Source organism: Ekhidna sp., from assembly GCF_965221965.1.
Lineage (GTDB): Bacteria > Bacteroidota > Bacteroidia > Cytophagales > Cyclobacteriaceae > Ekhidna.
The window spans coordinates 2,588,922-2,606,152 of record NZ_OZ244926.1 but is presented as its reverse complement, the minus strand read 5'-3'; the positions used below and the strand labels follow the sequence as shown (position 1 = coordinate 2,606,152).

Genomic DNA, 17,231 nt, shown 5'->3' with positions numbered 1-17,231 from the left:
GTGGTTTTAGTAATCTCCTAACGTTTCTTCTAATTGGCTAAGGGCATCTGCGAGTTGTTCATCATTTGGTGCAACCCCGTGCCATTTGTGTGTTCCCTCCATAAAGTCAACACCTTTGCCCATTTCGGTGGTCATGAGGATCATGATCGGTTTGCCATTTCCCGACTTAGATCGAGCTTTTTCCAATGTTTCAATTAATTGTCCCAATTCATTGCCATTGCATTCCAGCACCTCCCACCCAAAGGCCTCATATTTAGCTTTCAGGTCACCAAGACTATTAACTTCTTCCAATGGACCATCAATTTGCTGACCATTGTAATCGATGGTAGCAATGAGGTTATCAACCTTATTATGAGCAGCGAACATTGCAGCTTCCCAAATCTGTCCTTCCTGTTGTTCGCCATCTCCCATCAATACAAACACATTTCGATCATCTCCATCTATTTTTTTAGCTAAGGCCACTCCAATGGCAGCTGAAAGCCCCTGACCAAGTGATCCTGAAGCGATTCTTACACCCGGAAGCCCTTCTTCTGTAGCAGGATGCCCTTGAAGTCTCGAGTCGAGTTTTCTAAATGTGGAAAGCTCTGAAATATCAAAAAAACCAGCTCTGGCAAGTGTGCTGTAAAACACTGGGGAAATATGACCATTAGAAAGGAAGAAAACATCTTCATTTCTACCCTCCATATTAAAAGAAGGATCATATTTCATAATATGATTGTACAGTGCGACAAAATACTCAGTACATCCTAGCGATCCGCCCGGGTGTCCGGAGTTTACGGCATGCACCATTCGTACGATATCTCGTCGAACTTGCGAACAAATTTTTTTAAGGTTTTCCAGGTTAGGAGGGTTTGACATTGGGCTTATATTTTCAAGGTGGCAAATGTAATAATCCTGATTGATTGAGAGGGCCTTATTAAATAAAGAGTGCTTCTTAACATATTGTCTTTGGGTTTGTTTTAATTGGATGAAACAACCAAAACACCAGATAAGTGGTCATTTATTTATGATGTAAATTACATGTAGACATTTTTTAGTATTCAATTTTTAAACTAAACAAAGTAAAGTATGAAGAGGATTTTACTACTAATTACTTTGTTCTCTGTTGCTATCTCGTTTTCGATGGCACAGAGAACAGTTTCAGGTAAGGTCACCGATGATTCTGGCGAGTCATTACCTGGAGTGAATGTTGTGATTAAGGGCACAACAACGGGCACAACAACTGATTTGGAGGGTAATTACAGACTCTCTGTAGATGAGGGTGCGATCCTGGTTTTCTCTTATGTGGGTTTTGAGACCCAAGAGGTGAATGTAGGTTCACGAACAACAGTTGATATAACATTGGGAGGAGCAACTGAGTTGCAAGAAGTTGTAGTGGTTGGATATGGTACTCAATCCAAGCGATTGCTTACAGGTAATGTAGCAACTATCGGAGGGGAAGAGTTAAAGGAAATTCCTAATTCCAGCTTCCAAAACACATTAGTTGCTAAGGCCGCAGGAGTTGATATAACTCAGGATAATGGTAAAGTTGATGGAGGTATCAATATACGTATTAGAGGCCAGGCAAGCATAAGTGCTGGCACACAGCCTCTATATGTTCTAGATGGTATTCCTTTAATTAATAATGATGAGTCAAGTAATGGTGGAACATCAAATCCTTTATTAACACTCTCTCCAAATGAGATCGAGTCAATTGATATATTGAAAGATGCTTCCGCAGCGGCAATTTATGGAGCAAGAGGTTCGAATGGTGTTGTTGTGATTACTACCAAAAGAGGATCAGCCGGAAAGACAAACTTCAGCGTAAACTATTCCTATGGGGTCAGTGAGCCGACAAATAGAATTGAAATGCTCAATGGCCCGGAGTATATTGAGTTATTTACAGAGGCTTGGAATAATGAATTTGGTGAAGATGCAGATGGTGTGTTTTATGCTCCAAATGGTCAATCTGATATGATTGATATTCTTTCAGGAGAGGAAGACTTTTTTGGATTCTATGGTGGAAATGGTTTAAATGTCGATACTGATTGGCAGGATGTAATGTTTCAGGATGGTTCAGTTGAGGATTTTAGTTTTTCTGCTTCTGGCGGAGACCTTAAAACGCAATTTTTCCTATCTGGAGCGTATAACAAAACAGATGGTATTCTACGTGGCAACTCTTTGGAACGTTTTAATCTGAGGTCTAATGTCTCCCATAACTTTTCTGAAAAGTTTAGAGCGGGCATCAATCTTGGGTATTCTCGTACATTTATTGATCGAGTTGCAAATGATAATGCTTTTGTAACTCCAGTTCAATCGATTGCTCAATCACCATTGGTAAGAGCAGTAGATGCGAATGGCGAGCCAAATACGGAAACTACTTATGCCAATTTCTTACGACAGGATAAATATGGAAGCTATGAGACTACCGTAAGACGTGTTACTGGTAAAGCTTTTTTAGAGTACCAAATTCTTGATTTCTTAAGAATCAATTCTGATTTTGCATATGATATTTTTAGTCAGGAGGAAAATTCTTGGGATGGAAGTCGCGTTCCTTTTCAATCAACAAATGGTGAAGCTTTTTGGGATAATACCCGAACAGAGAATTACATTTTAAGTAATTATTTAACGTTCGAAAAAACGTTTGCAAATGATCACAATGTAAACGTTGTAGTAGGTACTGAACTTAACGAGTCGACACGTAGAGATCAAACGGTAACAGCTATTGAATTTCCTACGGATGATTTCCAAACTCCTTCTAGCGGAGCAGAGGTGACTGGAGGCACTGGATCTATAACTCGTTATTCATTCGCATCAATTTTTGCCCGTGCACAATATGACTTCATGGGTAAATACATTTTTAAAGCGTCTATTCGAAGGGATGGTTCTTCTCGATTTGGAGCGAATGAACGATATGGAGTTTTTCCTGCGGTATCTGTAGGATGGATAGTATCTGAAGAGAGTTTCTTAAATAACAATACAGTCGTTTCTTTCTTGAAACTAAGAGGAAGTTATGGGGTCACAGGAAATGCTGAAATAGGCAATTTTGCTTCAAGGGGATTATTTGGGTCAGCCTCATATAATCAGCGTTCAGGTATTTTGCTTACTCAGGCGCCAAACAATAGTCTTACATGGGAAGAAACTTCACAGTTGGATGTTGGTTTTGAAGTTGGAGTGCTTGATAATCGTGTTTCTATTGAGTTTGATTATTATAACAAGCGAACCGATGGTTTGATATTCGCTGTTCCTTTGGTTCCTAGTTCCGGACTGATTGATATCAATTCTAACATTGGAGAGATCGAGAATAAAGGAATTGAGATTGTTTTGAACACAACAAATATTGAAAGAGATGATTTTACATGGAGTACAAACTTCAATATAGCGAATAACAAAAGTGAAGTGCTTTCTTTACCAAATGACGGAGCTGATGTTATAACAGGACAAAATATAATCAGAGAGGGAGAAGTGGTGAGTGCATTCTATTTGTTAGAGTATGCAGGGGTTGACCCAGATAATGGTGATGCTCTGTACTATCTAAATACCGAAAACCCAGATGGAACGATAGATCGTTCGACAACAAATGATCCAAATGCAGCCGAAAGAACGGTAGTAGGAAATCCGTTCCCAGAGCTAATTGCAGGTCTTACAAACACTATTAACTATAAAAACTTTGATTTCTCATTCACCTTTCAGGGCGAGTGGGGTGCAAGTATTTATAATGGTGGTGGCCGATTTGCTTCAACAAATGCAGACTTTCTGGATAACCAGACAAGAGATCAGTTGAGAAGATGGCAGCAGCCTGGTGATATCACAGATGTTCCCCAGGCACGTTTTCTTGGAGGAAATGGAACTGCTAACTCTACGAGATATTTGAGAGAAGCGGATTTCATACGTTTGAGAAATGCGAGTATTGGTTACACTTTGCCATCAAACATTGCTGAACTCGCCAAGTTGGAGAGAGTTCGTTTTTATATTTCTGGTATAAACTTGCTGACTTTTACCAGCTACACTGACCGAGGAAAAGGATTTGACCCTGAGTCAACATCAGATGTTGGAGGTTCTAATCCGGGTAATGAATTTTATTCAGCACCTCCTGCGAGAACTATTTCTTTAGGTGTGAATGTTAACTTTTAATAGCAGAAGAAATGAAAAAATTTAAAATAATATTAATAGGTATAGCTGTCTTTACATTTAGTTGTGAAGATAGACTTGAGATTGAACCCGAACAGAGCATATCACTTGAGTCCGCGGTTTCATCTGAACAAAACTTGCTAGCGACACTTGTTGGAGCATACCAAGAAGCAGGAGATGGTGCTTCATACGGAGGAAACTTTCAAATTATGGCTGATCTTCTTGGAAGTGATGGGTCATTAAACTGGGGAGGTACCTTCCTTGGATATCGTCAAATTAGAAATAAACAAGTATTGGTTGACAATAACGATGTGGATCGTGGGTGGGTTAATACCTATCAGTATATCAATTTAGTAAATCTTGTCATAGATAATGTTAGTATAATTGAAGATCAAGCGGTAGCAGAAACTGCTGAAGGTGAAGCTAAGTTTTTGCGAGCGCTGGGTTATTTCGATCTAATACGATTCTTTGGTCAGAAATATAATCCGGGAGGGGGAAATACTCAGCTAGGTGTCCCGTTAAGAATAACCGGAATTACAGATTTTGGTCAGGATTTAACCGCTGATAGAGCAAGTGTTGAGGCAGTGTATACACAAATATTAAACGACCTTAATGATGCGTATACATTATTGCCAGAGTCAAATGGCTTCTTTGCCGATCGTTATGCGGCTCAGGCATTAAGAGCACGTGTTTATCTTCAGCAAGGTGATTATACGAATGCTAGAGATGCTGCTAATGATGTATTGCAAAATAGCGGGCATGATATAGTAGGATCTTATGCTGCTGCTTTTAACAATGATGCAGATAGTAATGAGGATATTTTTGCTTTTCAGGTAACTAGCCAGACGGGTGAAAATGAATTGATTACTTTTTACGCATCACAGGCAAACGGAGGTAGAGGGGGTGATATTACACCAACTGCTGCCTATTTTGCCCTGTTCGATGATCCAACGGATGATCGGGCCAACTTTACAGTTGGAGGACTAACTGCCAAGTACACTAACCAATTTGCAAATGTTCCTTTGATAAGAGCAGCAGAGATGTACTTAATAAGAGCAGAATGCAACCAACGCCTAGGAACAACCGTAGGTGATACTCCTTTGAATGACATCAATGCATTGAGAAACAGAGCGAATGCAAATACATTCGGAGCTGTTACACTAAATGACATTCTAAATGAGCGTAAACTGGAGTTAGGTATGGAGGGTGTTTTCTATCATGATGTGAAAAGGTTGGAAGGATCATCAGATGGATTTGCATGGGATGATGATGAAATGCTGATGCCAATTCCTCAGAGAGAAACAAATACCAATCCTGTGGATCAAAACCCGGGATATACAAGTTAATCTCAATAAGTTATTTTAAAAAGCGTTCTCTATGGAGCGCTTTTTTTATTTTAAAATCTAAACTATGAAAGATAAATTAACCTTTTTATTTATAGTTATTGTTTCATACGCTTCCTCTCAAACTCCTTATGAAATAATAGAGGAGGTCAACCCTGATCGAATTGAAGCTGATATTCAGAAACTAGTTTCGTTCGGAACCAGACATACCATGTCTGAAACAGAATCTGAAACTCGTGGAATTGGTGCTGCAAGAAGATGGATCAAATCAGAGTTTGAAAAAATATCCAAAGAGTGTGGAGGATGCTACGAAGTTTCGATGCAGCGTACACTGGAGAAAGGCAATGCAAAGACTCGAATAACCAAGGACACAGAGATTGTAAATGTACTGGCCGTCAAGCGAGGTACTACTTATCCCAATAGGTACATTATCATGGCAGGAGACATTGATAGCCGCGTTTCAGACCCACTCAATTACACAGATGACTCCCCCGGCGCAAACGATAATGCATCCGGAATGGCCGGGGTGATTGAAGCAGCTCGGATACTATCTAAGTATGATTTTGAAAGCTCAATCTTATTAGTAGGTCTTTCTGGTGAAGAGCAGGGACTTTATGGTGGTAAGCACCTGGCGGCTAAGGCTATAGAAGAAGGGTGGGAGATAGTTGGTGTGCTTAACAACGATATGATTGGTAACATCAAGGGTGTTGATGGCGTGATCGATAATCGTACTTTTCGTATTTTTTCTGAACCGACTAACCCAACAGATTCTGACTTTCAACAGCGTATGAGAAGGTATTATGGTGGTGAAGTAGACGGCATATCACGACAGCTTGCTCGCTATGTCTATACAATGACGAAGACTTACATGCCTGAAATGAATCCCATGATGATTTACCGTTTAGATCGTTTTGGAAGAGGTGGACACCACCGTCCATTTTGTGATGCAGGATTTGCCGGGGTGAGGATCATGGAGGCGCATGAAAATTATACCCAACAGCACCAAGACATTCGAGTAGAAAATGGAATTAAATATGGAGATGTGATCGAACATGTCAACTTTGAATATGCAGCAAAACTTACTGCGGTGAATGCAATCACACTAGCTGCATTAGCATCTGCACCTCCTGAACCTGAAAATGTTGCTATTAGTGGAGCTGTAGAGCCTTCAACAACACTTTATTGGGATGCAGTGGATCATGCAAACCTGGCTGGTTATAAGGTGTATTTTAGAGAGACAACCTCCCCAACATGGGATATGTTTTACAATGTAGATAAGGATAAAACGGAGTTTACCTTAAAAGGCATTGTGATCGATAACTACTTTTTCGGAGTATCTGCCGTTGGAAAAGATGGAAACGAAAGTTTGGTAGTATTTCCAGCAGAAGTGAAGAGATAAAAACTTAGTCGTCCTACCACTTTTAGTGGTAGGACGACTTAATTCTATTTCAAAATCTGAGCAGTATGATCCTTTGTTTTTACTTTTTCTATCACTTCCTCAATCTTTCCTTCTTCGTCAATAATAAACGTAGTTCTCAGTGTGCCCATGTATTCTTTACCCATAAACTTCTTTAAGTCCCAAGTGCCATAAGCTTCATGAACAGACTTGTCTTCATCCGCAATCAGCTTAAAAGGGAGTTCATGTTTGGCTATGAATTTCTGATGTGATTTTTCTCCATCACTACTTACTCCCAGCACCTCATATCCTTGTTTTTGAAGTTCTTCGTAATTGTCTCTGAGATTACATGACTCAGCGGTACACCCAGGGGTGTTGTCTTTTGGGTAGAAGTAGAATACTACCTTTTTTCCTTTATAATCGGATAGTTTTATTGGATTCCCATCCTGATCCTTACTTTCGAAATCTGGTGCTTTGTCGCCTGGCTTTAATGTGATCATAGTGTTTTAGTATAAATGGTTCCGTTGTTTGAATTATCTATTACTTCTAGTACAAACCTTCCTTTAAAAGGAATGTTTTCATTCAATTTTTGTGACCAAATAAGTTTTCTTTTCGGTTCGTAGTGCATCAACACAAACTCGCCGTTGATAGTTGCCTCGAAGCTCTTAATGCCAGAGAGTTCATCATCAATTCTAAATTTCAGGTAATCAGCGTTAGCCATCTTTAATTCAATGGATGGAGGAATACTATCCTCCAAAATCGTATATGTAACCAAATCCCTTGTTGAGAAGCTGATGTGTCCATTTTCCCACTCGCCACCCATAAAATTGAATCGATTCCCGAAAACGGAATAGACCATTGCCTTTTCCTGATTATAATTTTTTTCCGGGTTTAGTGCAATTTCAATATTTGAGCGAAAGGGATGTGTAGGGTTTTGAAAGTGAAAAAGCTCAAGATTTCTGGTAGAATCATATTCTTTTTCGAATGCCAGGTAAAGTGTATCAAAAAGTGAGCGCCTGCTTAAGTTTAAAGTAAATTCTTTTTGTAAATAGCTTATTTCCTGATTCGATGGCAGTAGTCCCACTAAACCGGTTTTGGTTGTCTCACCGTCTATAAAAAGATTTTTGGGAGTTCCCTTTCTTAAATCCCAGATATAATATTGATCCTCACCATTTTGGGTATAAGGTTTTAACGGCACCCAATCTTCCAGCATTACCGATGCTTGCTGGTTGGATTTGAAATGGAGATAATTTCCTATTTGTTCTGGTGCATGAATTTTAGGAGCATTCGCCCCATACTCTTTGCTAAGAGTTATTCTGGTTGCGGATACGTTGTTATAGCTGTCTGCAGTTTCAATTAAAATTTCGCTTTGATCAGAAAAGTGTACTCCCCGATTCACCACATTATAAATGTTGTGCTCGTTTCCATCTGCCAGGTAAAGTTTGTTGAAACGCCTGCTTCCATTTTTGTATGCAGGGTAGTTGTAGTGTACTAAAACATTCCGTTGCTTGCTGAAATTGAATGCTTCTTTGTACTCTGAGAATAAGGTATCACCATCAAGCTGAAAGGTAGTTTTCACGATTCCATTTCGATTGGGAATGCCGTCCATTGGATCGTATGAATAGATTTCAACTCCTATTTTTCCTTTTAAGCTGATGGGTTCTATAGTCTCATAGCCATTCTTGGTTTTAATTAGGTCAAATTCATATCTCCCAAATAAACCATTTACTCGTGCGTCTTCTTCGAGGGTGACGAAAGCAACCTCTTGTACAACAGGAGGGATGTTATCTCTGATCTCATCAAAACCAAGACTGAGCACATCAATTGGTTGGTGATTGGCATCCCTGATTTCAAAGTGGAGGTGAGGGCCACTGGATGAGCCCGTATTACCAGAATAACCAATGATATCTCCTCGCTTAAAAGGAAACTGACCCGCCTCAGGAAACAGGTCAACCTCAAATGATTCCTTCCTGTATTGCTCTTTCAAAGCCCATGCAGCAATCTTTGGATCAAATGCCTCCAGGTGAGCATACACCGAAAACGTTCCATTGGGATGCTTCATATACAGCGCGTATCCATAGCCGGAAGCCGAAACTTTGATTCTGGAAATATGCCCATCAGCCACGGCATATATGGGAAGACCGGTTCGACCACCGGTTTTTACATCAATACCAGTATGAAAATGTGAGCTGCGAATTTCACCTACTGTGCCTGCCAGATAATTCTGCTGACCGGGATTGATAGGAAACTGATAGTCGATCGCTTCAAAATCCTGCGCAAATCCTTTAAATAATGAAAATATTAAAATGTATGTACCAATAAGTTTCATCAACTACTTAACCTCAAAATCAAACATCTGTTTGTCTTCCAAAAATCCTACCAATCGGTCTCCGATTTGAACAGGTCCTACACCTTTCGGAGTACCTGTGAAGATAATGTCTCCGGTTTTGAGTAAAATGAACTGAGAGACGTACGAAATGATTTCATCAATCGGCCAGAGCATGAGACTGGTATTTCCATTTTGCACCTCTTCTCCATTTTTTTCTAATCGGAAGTTTACATCGGTCATATCTCTGTCTCCTTTAGGGATGAATTTCGAGATGGGTGCTGAGCCATTAAAGGCTTTGGCAATCTCCCAGGGATGTCCTTTTTCTTTTACCTTGGTTTGCCAGTCCCTGGCAGTGAAATCAATACCTAGACCTATTTCATCATAATATTGATGTGCATACTCTTTCTCCACTGACTTTCCCTCTTTCTTGATCTTAACCAAAATTTCAACTTCGTGATGAATGTCCTTGGAAAAGTCCGGATAATAAAAAGGGTCATTATTCTTAATCAGTGCCGTATCCGGCTTCATGAAAATAATCGGATGTTCCGGTCGCTCATTCCCAAGTTCTTCGATGTGTTCGGCATAATTTCTTCCAATGCAGATAATCTTCATGCATCAAAAATAATGAGCAAACACAGGGAAAGAAAGCAGATTTGATTAATGGTGAATCAGTGCTTCTTCTGGTTCTTCTACTTCCACATGGCCATCAGCGTTGATGGACTTTAATGTCACACTTTTAATTTCATTAATAAGTATAGGGTCATACTTAGCTGCGACGCGAACATAATTTTCAGTAAACCCATGCATGATACCCTCCTGCACATCTTCTTCAAAAAGAACCTCAAACGTATTGCCGAGTTGATGCTCGTAGAAATAACGTCTTTTCTTTTCAGAAAGTCCCCGAAGCATTTTTGACCGCTCATTTCGTTCACCCTGATCTACCACACCTTCCATGTCAACAGCTTTGGTATTCGGGCGCTCAGAATAGGTGAAAACATGCAGATATGAAATGTCCAGCTCATTCAGAAAGTTGTAGGTTTTAAGAAACTCATCCTCCGTTTCACCGGGAAACCCGACAATCACATCCACACCGATGCAGCAACCCGGCATGATTGTTTTTATTTTTTCTACTCTGCTTTGATAGAGGTCACTCAGGTAGCGACGGTTCATTCTCTTCAAAATCGTGTCGCTACCAGATTGTAGTGGAATATGAAAGTGAGGTACAAATCGCTTGCTTTGAGCTACGAATTCAATCACTTCATTGGAAAGTAGATTAGGCTCAATGGAGGAAATCCTGAACCGATCAATGCCTTCTATTTGATCCAGTTCTCTGATAAGGTCAATGAATTTCTCTTTTCTTCTTCCATCCTGAATACCAAAATCCCCAATGTTTACTCCGGTGAGCACAACTTCTTTTACATCTGTCCGAGCAATTTCTTTGGCCTGAGCAACGATGTTTTCTATACTATCGCTACGACTTTTGCCACGAGCTAGAGGAATAGTACAAAAGGCACATCCATAATTGCAACCGTCCTGAACTTTTAGGAACGTCCGCGTACGATCTGCAATGGAGTAGGAGGCATTGTAAGTTTTTGCTTCTTTAATCTCAGATGCATAAACACCTCCTTTTGTGAAATCATCCAGGTAATCAAATAAACGGAATTTTTCAGCAGCACCCAGCACTGCATCAACACCGTTTATTTCAGAGATTTCTTTGGGCTTTAACTGGGCATAGCATCCTATGATTGTAACAAAGCTGCTCGGAGATATTTTCTTAGCCTCTTTTACAATTTTTTTACATTTCTTATCCGCATTTTCAGTAACTGAGCATGTGTTGATGATAAAAATATCCGGTTGATCAGTAAAATCTACTTTTATGTATCCACGATCTTCAAACATCCTCGAAATAGAAGACGTCTCGGAGTAGTTCAGCTTACATCCAAGCGTATAAAATGCGACCTTTTTCATAGCGGATCGCAAATTTAAGATTAATAAACATTTTAGTAGTTATATAAATGATTATTAGGGATTTAGTAAATTAATGACACCATCCGCCCTATTTACTCAATGAAGCGATTAATACATATTGCCGCTGTGTGCTTCTGCCTATCCTCCCTCGGACAGACAAAGGAAATAGACAGCTTGCGTCTTGAGCTCAAAACAGCGAAACATGACACCACCAAGGCATTAATCTTATTGAAGATTGGTTTTTTGCATTACCAGATTTCATCAGATTCTTTGATAAAGTATACTGATCTGGGAAGGGAAATGGCTCTGAAAGTAGGATTCGAAAAGGGGGTTGCAAATGCCTATAACAACCTGGGAACACTCGAATATGCAAAATCTAATCTGGATGCAGCACTGGAATATTATGAGAAATTCCTGAAAGTCTCTGAACGAATTGGAGATCTGAGAGGGGTTAATCGGGCATTAAATAATATTGGAATTATCATGCGAATCAAAGGAAACTTTACCGAGGCTCTTCGTTCATATGAGCGATCCCTTGACGTGAAAGATCAGATTGGAGACATGGAAGGAAAAGGAGGGACCTACAATAATATGGGCATGGTTTATCAGGATTTAGGCGACTATTCCAAAGCACTGGAATGCTATTTTAAGTCCATTGAGATAAAGGAGGAAATAGGTAAAGAGGACGCCTTTTCCAGTACATTCTCAAATATTGGAGATATCTACAAAGAAAGTGGGGAGTATGAGTTGGCAATGGAGTATCATACTCGGGCACATGACTTGCATGCGAAGTACAACGAGATGCTTGGTGTGGGCACCTCCTTAAGGAATATAGGAACCATCCACCTTTTGATAGGTGACGAACAAAAGGCGTTGGAATATTTCACCAAATCACTTGACATATCGAATTCGGTAGGAAATAAAATCTTAGAAGCTAACCTTAAAAATGATATCGGCAATGTGCATTTCAATGAGGGGAAGTATGATGAAGCTTTAGCGTCCTACCGCGAGGCCTATGAAATTTTTAGTAAGATCGGGTATCATGTAGGGGTAATTGAGAATCTCCTGTCTGTTGCGAAATATTACGATCACTTTAATCTATTTGATGAAGCAATTGAACATGCTAAGGAGGCGTTGGAGGTCAGTCGGATTTTGGAATACAGAAAAGGCATGAGCGATGCGAGTAAATTGCTTTATGAAACCTATTCCTCAAAGAGGAATTATGTACTGGCCTTTGAATATTCGCTTATGCATAAGGCCTATTATGACAGCCTGAATTCAGAAAGACAGAGTAGAGAGATTGCCATTTTCGAAAGTCGTTATCAGCTGGAAAAAATCTCTAATGAAAACGAAATGCTAGCTAATCAAAACAGATTGAATGAAGCCACTATTGAAAGAAATAAGCTTCAGATTCAGCGGCAAAACCTCATCATATACGGGGGCTCTTTTGTGTTTATTTTATCTCTAAGTGTTCTGTATATAGGCTATCGCTTCTATAAGTCCAGAAAAAGGCACATTGAACTTTTGGAAAGAAAGAACCAAGAGATTACCAGGCAATCGAAAGTGCTGGCAGAGCAGGCTGAAGAGTTGATCAATGTGAATGAGGAAATCAAGCAGATGAATGAATCGTTGGAAGAAAAAGTAAGGATGAGAACAGCACACATTCAGGCTCAGAATGAAAAGCTAAGAGAGTATGCGTTTTCAAACGCACACCATGTGCGAGCACCTCTCGCCCGTATTTTAGGTATCACGGACCAGCTCAAGTCCAATAGGGGCATTCCGGACACACAACGAAAGGAATTAAATAATAGCTTACTGGATTCTGCGGAAGAATTAGATCAGGTTATTCGAAAAGTAAGCCAGATATTGAGTGAGGAAGGTATTAATAAATAGGTGCCATCTATAACAAAGGCTTTAGATACTTCCATACCGTTTCTGCTACAATTTTATGGCCTTCCGGTGTAGGATGGATGCCGTCTCCAAGGTTCAATTCAGGATTACCTGCGACACCTTCCAGAAGGAATGGAATATAGATTGCATCATTTTCTTTAGCCAGTGAGGGAAAGAGGTTTTTAAATTCTGAGGTGTAATCTTCTCCAAGATTAGGTGGCACCATCATTCCTGCTATGATGATTTTCACCTCCGGGTTTTCCTTTTCTACCGCATCAATAATATCCTGTAGGTTTTTATAAGTTTCTTCTAGTGGCAGTCCTCGCAAACCATCATTGGCTCCAAGCTCAAGAAAGAAAATATCCGGAACCGTCCGTAGCACCCAATCAATTCGGCTTTTGCCACCTGCTGATGTTTCACCGCTGAGACCGGCATTGATGGTTTGGTAGTTAAGTCCCAAAGAGTCTATTCTTTTTTGAATAAGTGCAGGAAAAGCCTGGTCCATATCCAGTTGGTAACCAGCCGTGATGCTGTTTCCGTAAAAGAGAATAACCTTTTTATCTCCCTTACTTTTGACAGATTCAGCCGCCTCTTCTTTGCGATCATTACCTGTTTTTTGCTTCGATTCTTTGGATTGACCGCAACCAATAAATAGCAACGTCAGGAATATAATTTGAACTCTAAGAAACATTGTTAGTTGTATTATCGTGAGTGAAATGATCTTCTATCGAAGACATCAGGCTAAATTAACATGCAAATCCACTTTTCGTTTACCTTTTAAATTTTCTCCATGCCCAACGAATCATCCATTTTAGAGGTTTCGTCCCTCTCAAAAACATTTAAGTCCGGATCAAGAGAAGTACATGTATTAGAAGATATTAGTTTCTCAGTGGGTGAAGGTGCGTCTGTTGCTGTGGTAGGACCCTCGGGTAGCGGAAAGACAACTTTGCTGGGATTATGTGCAGGTTTGGATCGTCCAACAGAAGGCTCAATCACGCTTAATCATATTATTCTGGATCGATTGACTGAAGATGAAATGGCGCAAGTTCGCAACCAATATGTAGGGTTTGTATTTCAAAACTTCCAATTGATCCAAACACTTACCGCATTGGAAAACGTCATGATTCCACTGGAGCTTAGAGGTGTTAAAGATGCCAGAAATCGATCTTCAGATTTACTGGAACGAGTAGGACTGGCGGAGCGTATGCATCATTATCCATCGCAGCTGTCAGGAGGGGAGCAGCAACGTGTGGCGATAGCACGGGCTTTCTCCAATGAACCAAAAATCCTCTTCGCCGATGAGCCTACCGGAAACCTTGACGAAGAAACCGGTCAGTCTGTGGAGGACTTGCTATTCGAGATCAATCGGGAAAAAGGCACCACACTTATTCTGGTAACGCATGATCTGGAACTTGCTGAAAAAACAGAAAAGATCATTCAACTCAAGGGTGGACGAATCATTGATCAAAGGAAGGGCAAGAATATCATACTGAATAAAGCTGTTTCGTGAATAATAGGGTCACTCTGAACTTGTTTCAGAGTCTTCAATATAATGATATAGATGCTGAAACGAGTGCGGACGGCCAGTCTCAGCATGACTATAAAAGCTAAATGGATCGAAAAGTAACCATAGAACCCACTAAATACAGCAAATCCTGGCCATGGAAAATGGCATGGAGGGATAGCAGAAAGAGCAGAGGAAAACTCCTGTTGTTCATCGCATCTATTTCCTTAGGGATTGCCGCAATGGTGGGAATAACCTCATTCAGAGAAAACCTATTGCAGGAGATCGATAAGCAGGCGAAAGGCTTGGTCGGGTCGGATTTCAGGGTGCGGGGCAGGAGGGACTTACCGGATAGTCTGTTGCAGCAATTCAAATCAGCTACAGTAAAGCATTCGAAGGAGAATTATTTCGCTTCGATGGTGATGTTCACCGAGTCCAAAGGTACCCGACTTGTTCAGGTTCGAGCATTGGAAGGAGACTACCCCTATTACGGAGCGATTGAAACCAATCCGCAAGAAGCATCCCAGCGATTCAGAGAGGACAGGTATGCTTTGGTGGATGAAAAGATGATGATCCAGTATGATGCGCAGGTGGGAGACAGCCTGAATGTTGGTGCACTTACGTTTGAGATCATCGGTGCAATCACGCAGATTCCGGGACAAACAGATGTTTCATCTTCCGTGTCGCCGGTGGTCTATATCCCTTACCAGTATTTAGAGGAGACGGGCCTGATCCAGAAGGGGAGCCGCATCAACTATGTGCATTATTTCCAGTTTTCAGAGGAGGTAGATACCACAGGAAGGTGGGGCAAGATGGCGAAACTGGCAGAACAAAAAGGATATGACGTAGAAACGGTAGAGGAAGAGAAAAGAGAGACAGGTGAAGACTTTGAAAATCTGGCTAATTTCTTGGAATTGGTGGCCTTTACAGCATTGCTGCTGGGGTGCCTGGGAGTAGCCAGTGCTATATATGTCTATGCGAAAAGCAAAGTACAGGCAGTGGCGGTACTCAGATGTTTAGGCATGAAAGCCAAACAGGCTGTGAGGGTCTACCTGATTCAGGTCACCTTGTTTGGATTCATTGGATCGGTCATAGGTAGTTTGCTGGGGTTAGCTATTCACATGTATTTACCGGTGGTGGTCCAGGATTTTCTTCCCATCGATCTGGTGCCGGAACCCTACTGGCCGGCACTGTTTGTGGGTGTGCTGATCGGAATCGTTATATCCCTTTTGTTTGGGCTATTGTCTTTGATAGGTCTGCGAAAGATCAGTCCGCTCTCAGCCATTCGGCTGGGTTTTGGAGAGAGTAAGTTCAAACTCGATAAGGCCTTGATCCCAATCGCAGGAGGAATCATTCTTTTCATCTTTCTCTCTGTTTTCTGGCAGATACAGGAGCTGGACGAGTCACTGGCTTTTTCCGGAATTTTAATAGGTGCGATAGCATTACTTGGGGGAATTGGAAAAGGAGTAAGCTGGCTTACCCGAAAACTGGTGCCTCAATCGATGAAATATGTCTGGCGACAGGGATTTTCAAATCTCTATCGTCCAAACAACCAAACCGTCATCCTGATAACAGCGCTTGGTTTGGGAACAGCCTTTTTAGCTACCCTTTATTTCATGCAGGATTTGTTAGTGCAGCGGGTTTCTTTGTCAGCGGCGAATGATCGACCTAATACCGTGCTGTTTGACATCCAATCCGAACAACATGAGGATATAAAGAAATTGACGCGTGAGTATGATTTACCGATCACACAAGATGTTCCGGTAGTGACTATGCGGCTGCTGGAAGTGAAAGGATACACCAAAGATGAAGCCTTTAATGATACTACGGTTTCGATCTCTGACTGGGCGTACAGTCGGGAGTATCGGGTCACCTATCGGGATTCATTAATTGATTCGGAAAAAATTGTAGAGGGCGAATGGATCGGAGAGGTTCGAAACGACAGTGTGTATATCAGTATCTCAGAAGGATTTAAAGACAACCTTGACATTGAACTTGGGGATGAACTCACCTTTAACGTACAGGGAGCGATTCTGAAAACGTACGTAGGTAGCTTCCGGGAGATCGACTGGCGCAGGGTGCAAACGAACTTCCTGGTGCTGTTTCCAAAGGGTGCACTGGAACGTGCGCCTCAGTTTCATGTGCTCGTCACAAGAGTGGATGATATGATGAAATCAGTCAAATATCAGCAAGAGGTAGTAAGCAAGTTTCCAAATGTATCTATCATTGATCTGGAGCTGATCTTAAAGACGTTAGAAGATGTGTTGGGGAAGGTAGCTTTTGTGATCCAGTTCATGGCCTTTTTCAGTATTGGAACAGGGATCATTGTGATGATCAGTTCGATCATACTCAGCAAGTTTCAGCGGGTGCAGGAGAATGTTCTGCTCCGAACGCTGGGAGCATCCAAAAAACAACTCTGGACGATTACCATTGCTGAGTATTTCTTTTTGGGAGCGCTAGGCGCGCTTAGCGGAATACTCTTAGCAGGGCTATTTACCACATTGCTGGGGCAGTTTGTGTTCGAGTTTACGTTCATACCAAATGCTTCTCAAATCGGGATTGTCTTTGTGCTGGTAACCGGTATGAGCATCCTGATCGGTTTACTCAACAGCAGAAGCGTAGTTCGAGAGTCTCCGATGGAGGTGTTGAGGAGGGAGGGGTAACCAAATCATATAAGAACGTCATTCCGGC

At 41.1% G+C, this 17,231-nt stretch carries 12 protein-coding genes; 6 read left to right on the top strand and 6 right to left on the bottom strand.

Annotated features, from left to right (window positions below; all coding sequences use genetic code 11):
- Nucleotides 1-6 precede the first annotated feature (6 nt).
- A complete protein-coding gene (locus tag ACOQON_RS12290; protein WP_420575714.1) occupies nucleotides 7-858 on the bottom strand; it encodes a transketolase in 852 nt (283 codons plus the stop codon).
- 210 nt (nucleotides 859-1,068) lie between these two features.
- Between ACOQON_RS12290 and ACOQON_RS12285 the strand changes: the two genes are divergently transcribed.
- The 3 genes from ACOQON_RS12285 (at nucleotide 1,069) to ACOQON_RS12275 (ending at nucleotide 6,852) form a co-directional block, all read left to right on the top strand.
- Nucleotides 1,069-4,113 carry a SusC/RagA family TonB-linked outer membrane protein gene (locus tag ACOQON_RS12285; protein ID WP_420575713.1) on the top strand — a complete coding sequence of 1,015 codons (3,045 nt, stop codon included), beginning with the start codon at nucleotides 1,069-1,071 and terminating at the stop codon, nucleotides 4,111-4,113.
- An 11-nt stretch (nucleotides 4,114-4,124) separates the two neighbouring features.
- A complete protein-coding gene (locus ACOQON_RS12280) occupies nucleotides 4,125-5,456 on the top strand; it encodes a RagB/SusD family nutrient uptake outer membrane protein (protein WP_420575712.1) in 1,332 nt (443 codons plus the stop codon).
- 64 nt (nucleotides 5,457-5,520) lie between these two features.
- Nucleotides 5,521-6,852 (top strand): M28 family peptidase, encoded by a 1,332-nt coding sequence (locus ACOQON_RS12275; RefSeq protein ID WP_420575711.1) that lies wholly within the window; start codon nucleotides 5,521-5,523, stop codon nucleotides 6,850-6,852.
- 44 nt (nucleotides 6,853-6,896) lie between these two features.
- Here ACOQON_RS12275 and bcp read toward each other — a convergent pair whose 3' ends face one another.
- Genes bcp through mtaB form a run of 4 tightly spaced genes read right to left on the bottom strand, consistent with a single transcriptional unit; the run spans nucleotide 6,897 to nucleotide 11,146 of the window.
- Nucleotides 6,897-7,349 (bottom strand): thioredoxin-dependent thiol peroxidase, encoded by a 453-nt coding sequence (bcp, locus tag ACOQON_RS12270; RefSeq protein WP_420575710.1) that lies wholly within the window; start codon nucleotides 7,347-7,349, stop codon nucleotides 6,897-6,899.
- Nucleotides 7,346-9,178: a M23 family metallopeptidase gene (locus tag ACOQON_RS12265; protein WP_420575709.1), complete on the bottom strand. Its 1,833-nt coding sequence runs from the start codon at nucleotides 9,176-9,178 to the stop codon at nucleotides 7,346-7,348. The genes bcp and ACOQON_RS12265 overlap by 4 nt, the downstream gene beginning before the upstream one ends.
- A gap of 3 nt (nucleotides 9,179-9,181) precedes the next feature.
- The gene (locus ACOQON_RS12260) at nucleotides 9,182-9,790 is read right to left on the bottom strand and encodes a fumarylacetoacetate hydrolase family protein (RefSeq protein ID WP_420575708.1); all 609 of its coding nucleotides are present in this window, start codon (nucleotides 9,788-9,790) and stop codon (nucleotides 9,182-9,184) included.
- Between the two features lie 45 nt (nucleotides 9,791-9,835).
- Complete coding sequence (gene mtaB / locus ACOQON_RS12255) at nucleotides 9,836-11,146, bottom strand: tRNA (N(6)-L-threonylcarbamoyladenosine(37)-C(2))-methylthiotransferase MtaB (RefSeq protein WP_420575707.1); 1,311 nt, start codon at nucleotides 11,144-11,146, stop codon at nucleotides 9,836-9,838.
- Between the two features lie 99 nt (nucleotides 11,147-11,245).
- On the opposite strand from mtaB, the gene ACOQON_RS12250 reads away from it, so the two are divergent.
- Entirely contained in the window at nucleotides 11,246-13,039 is a 1,794-nt protein-coding gene (locus ACOQON_RS12250) for a tetratricopeptide repeat protein (protein WP_420575706.1), read from the top strand.
- Between the two features lie 7 nt (nucleotides 13,040-13,046).
- Here ACOQON_RS12250 and ACOQON_RS12245 read toward each other — a convergent pair whose 3' ends face one another.
- A complete protein-coding gene (locus ACOQON_RS12245) occupies nucleotides 13,047-13,727 on the bottom strand; it encodes an arylesterase (protein ID WP_420575705.1) in 681 nt (226 codons plus the stop codon).
- 99 nt (nucleotides 13,728-13,826) lie between these two features.
- Between ACOQON_RS12245 and ACOQON_RS12240 the strand changes: the two genes are divergently transcribed.
- Nucleotides 13,827-14,546 carry an ABC transporter ATP-binding protein gene (locus tag ACOQON_RS12240; protein WP_420575704.1) on the top strand — a complete coding sequence of 240 codons (720 nt, stop codon included), beginning with the start codon at nucleotides 13,827-13,829 and terminating at the stop codon, nucleotides 14,544-14,546.
- 101 nt (nucleotides 14,547-14,647) lie between these two features.
- Nucleotides 14,648-17,203, top strand: a complete 2,556-nt coding sequence (locus tag ACOQON_RS12235) for an ABC transporter permease (protein WP_420575703.1) — start codon at nucleotides 14,648-14,650, stop codon at nucleotides 17,201-17,203.
- Nucleotides 17,204-17,231: the final 28 nt, after the last annotated feature.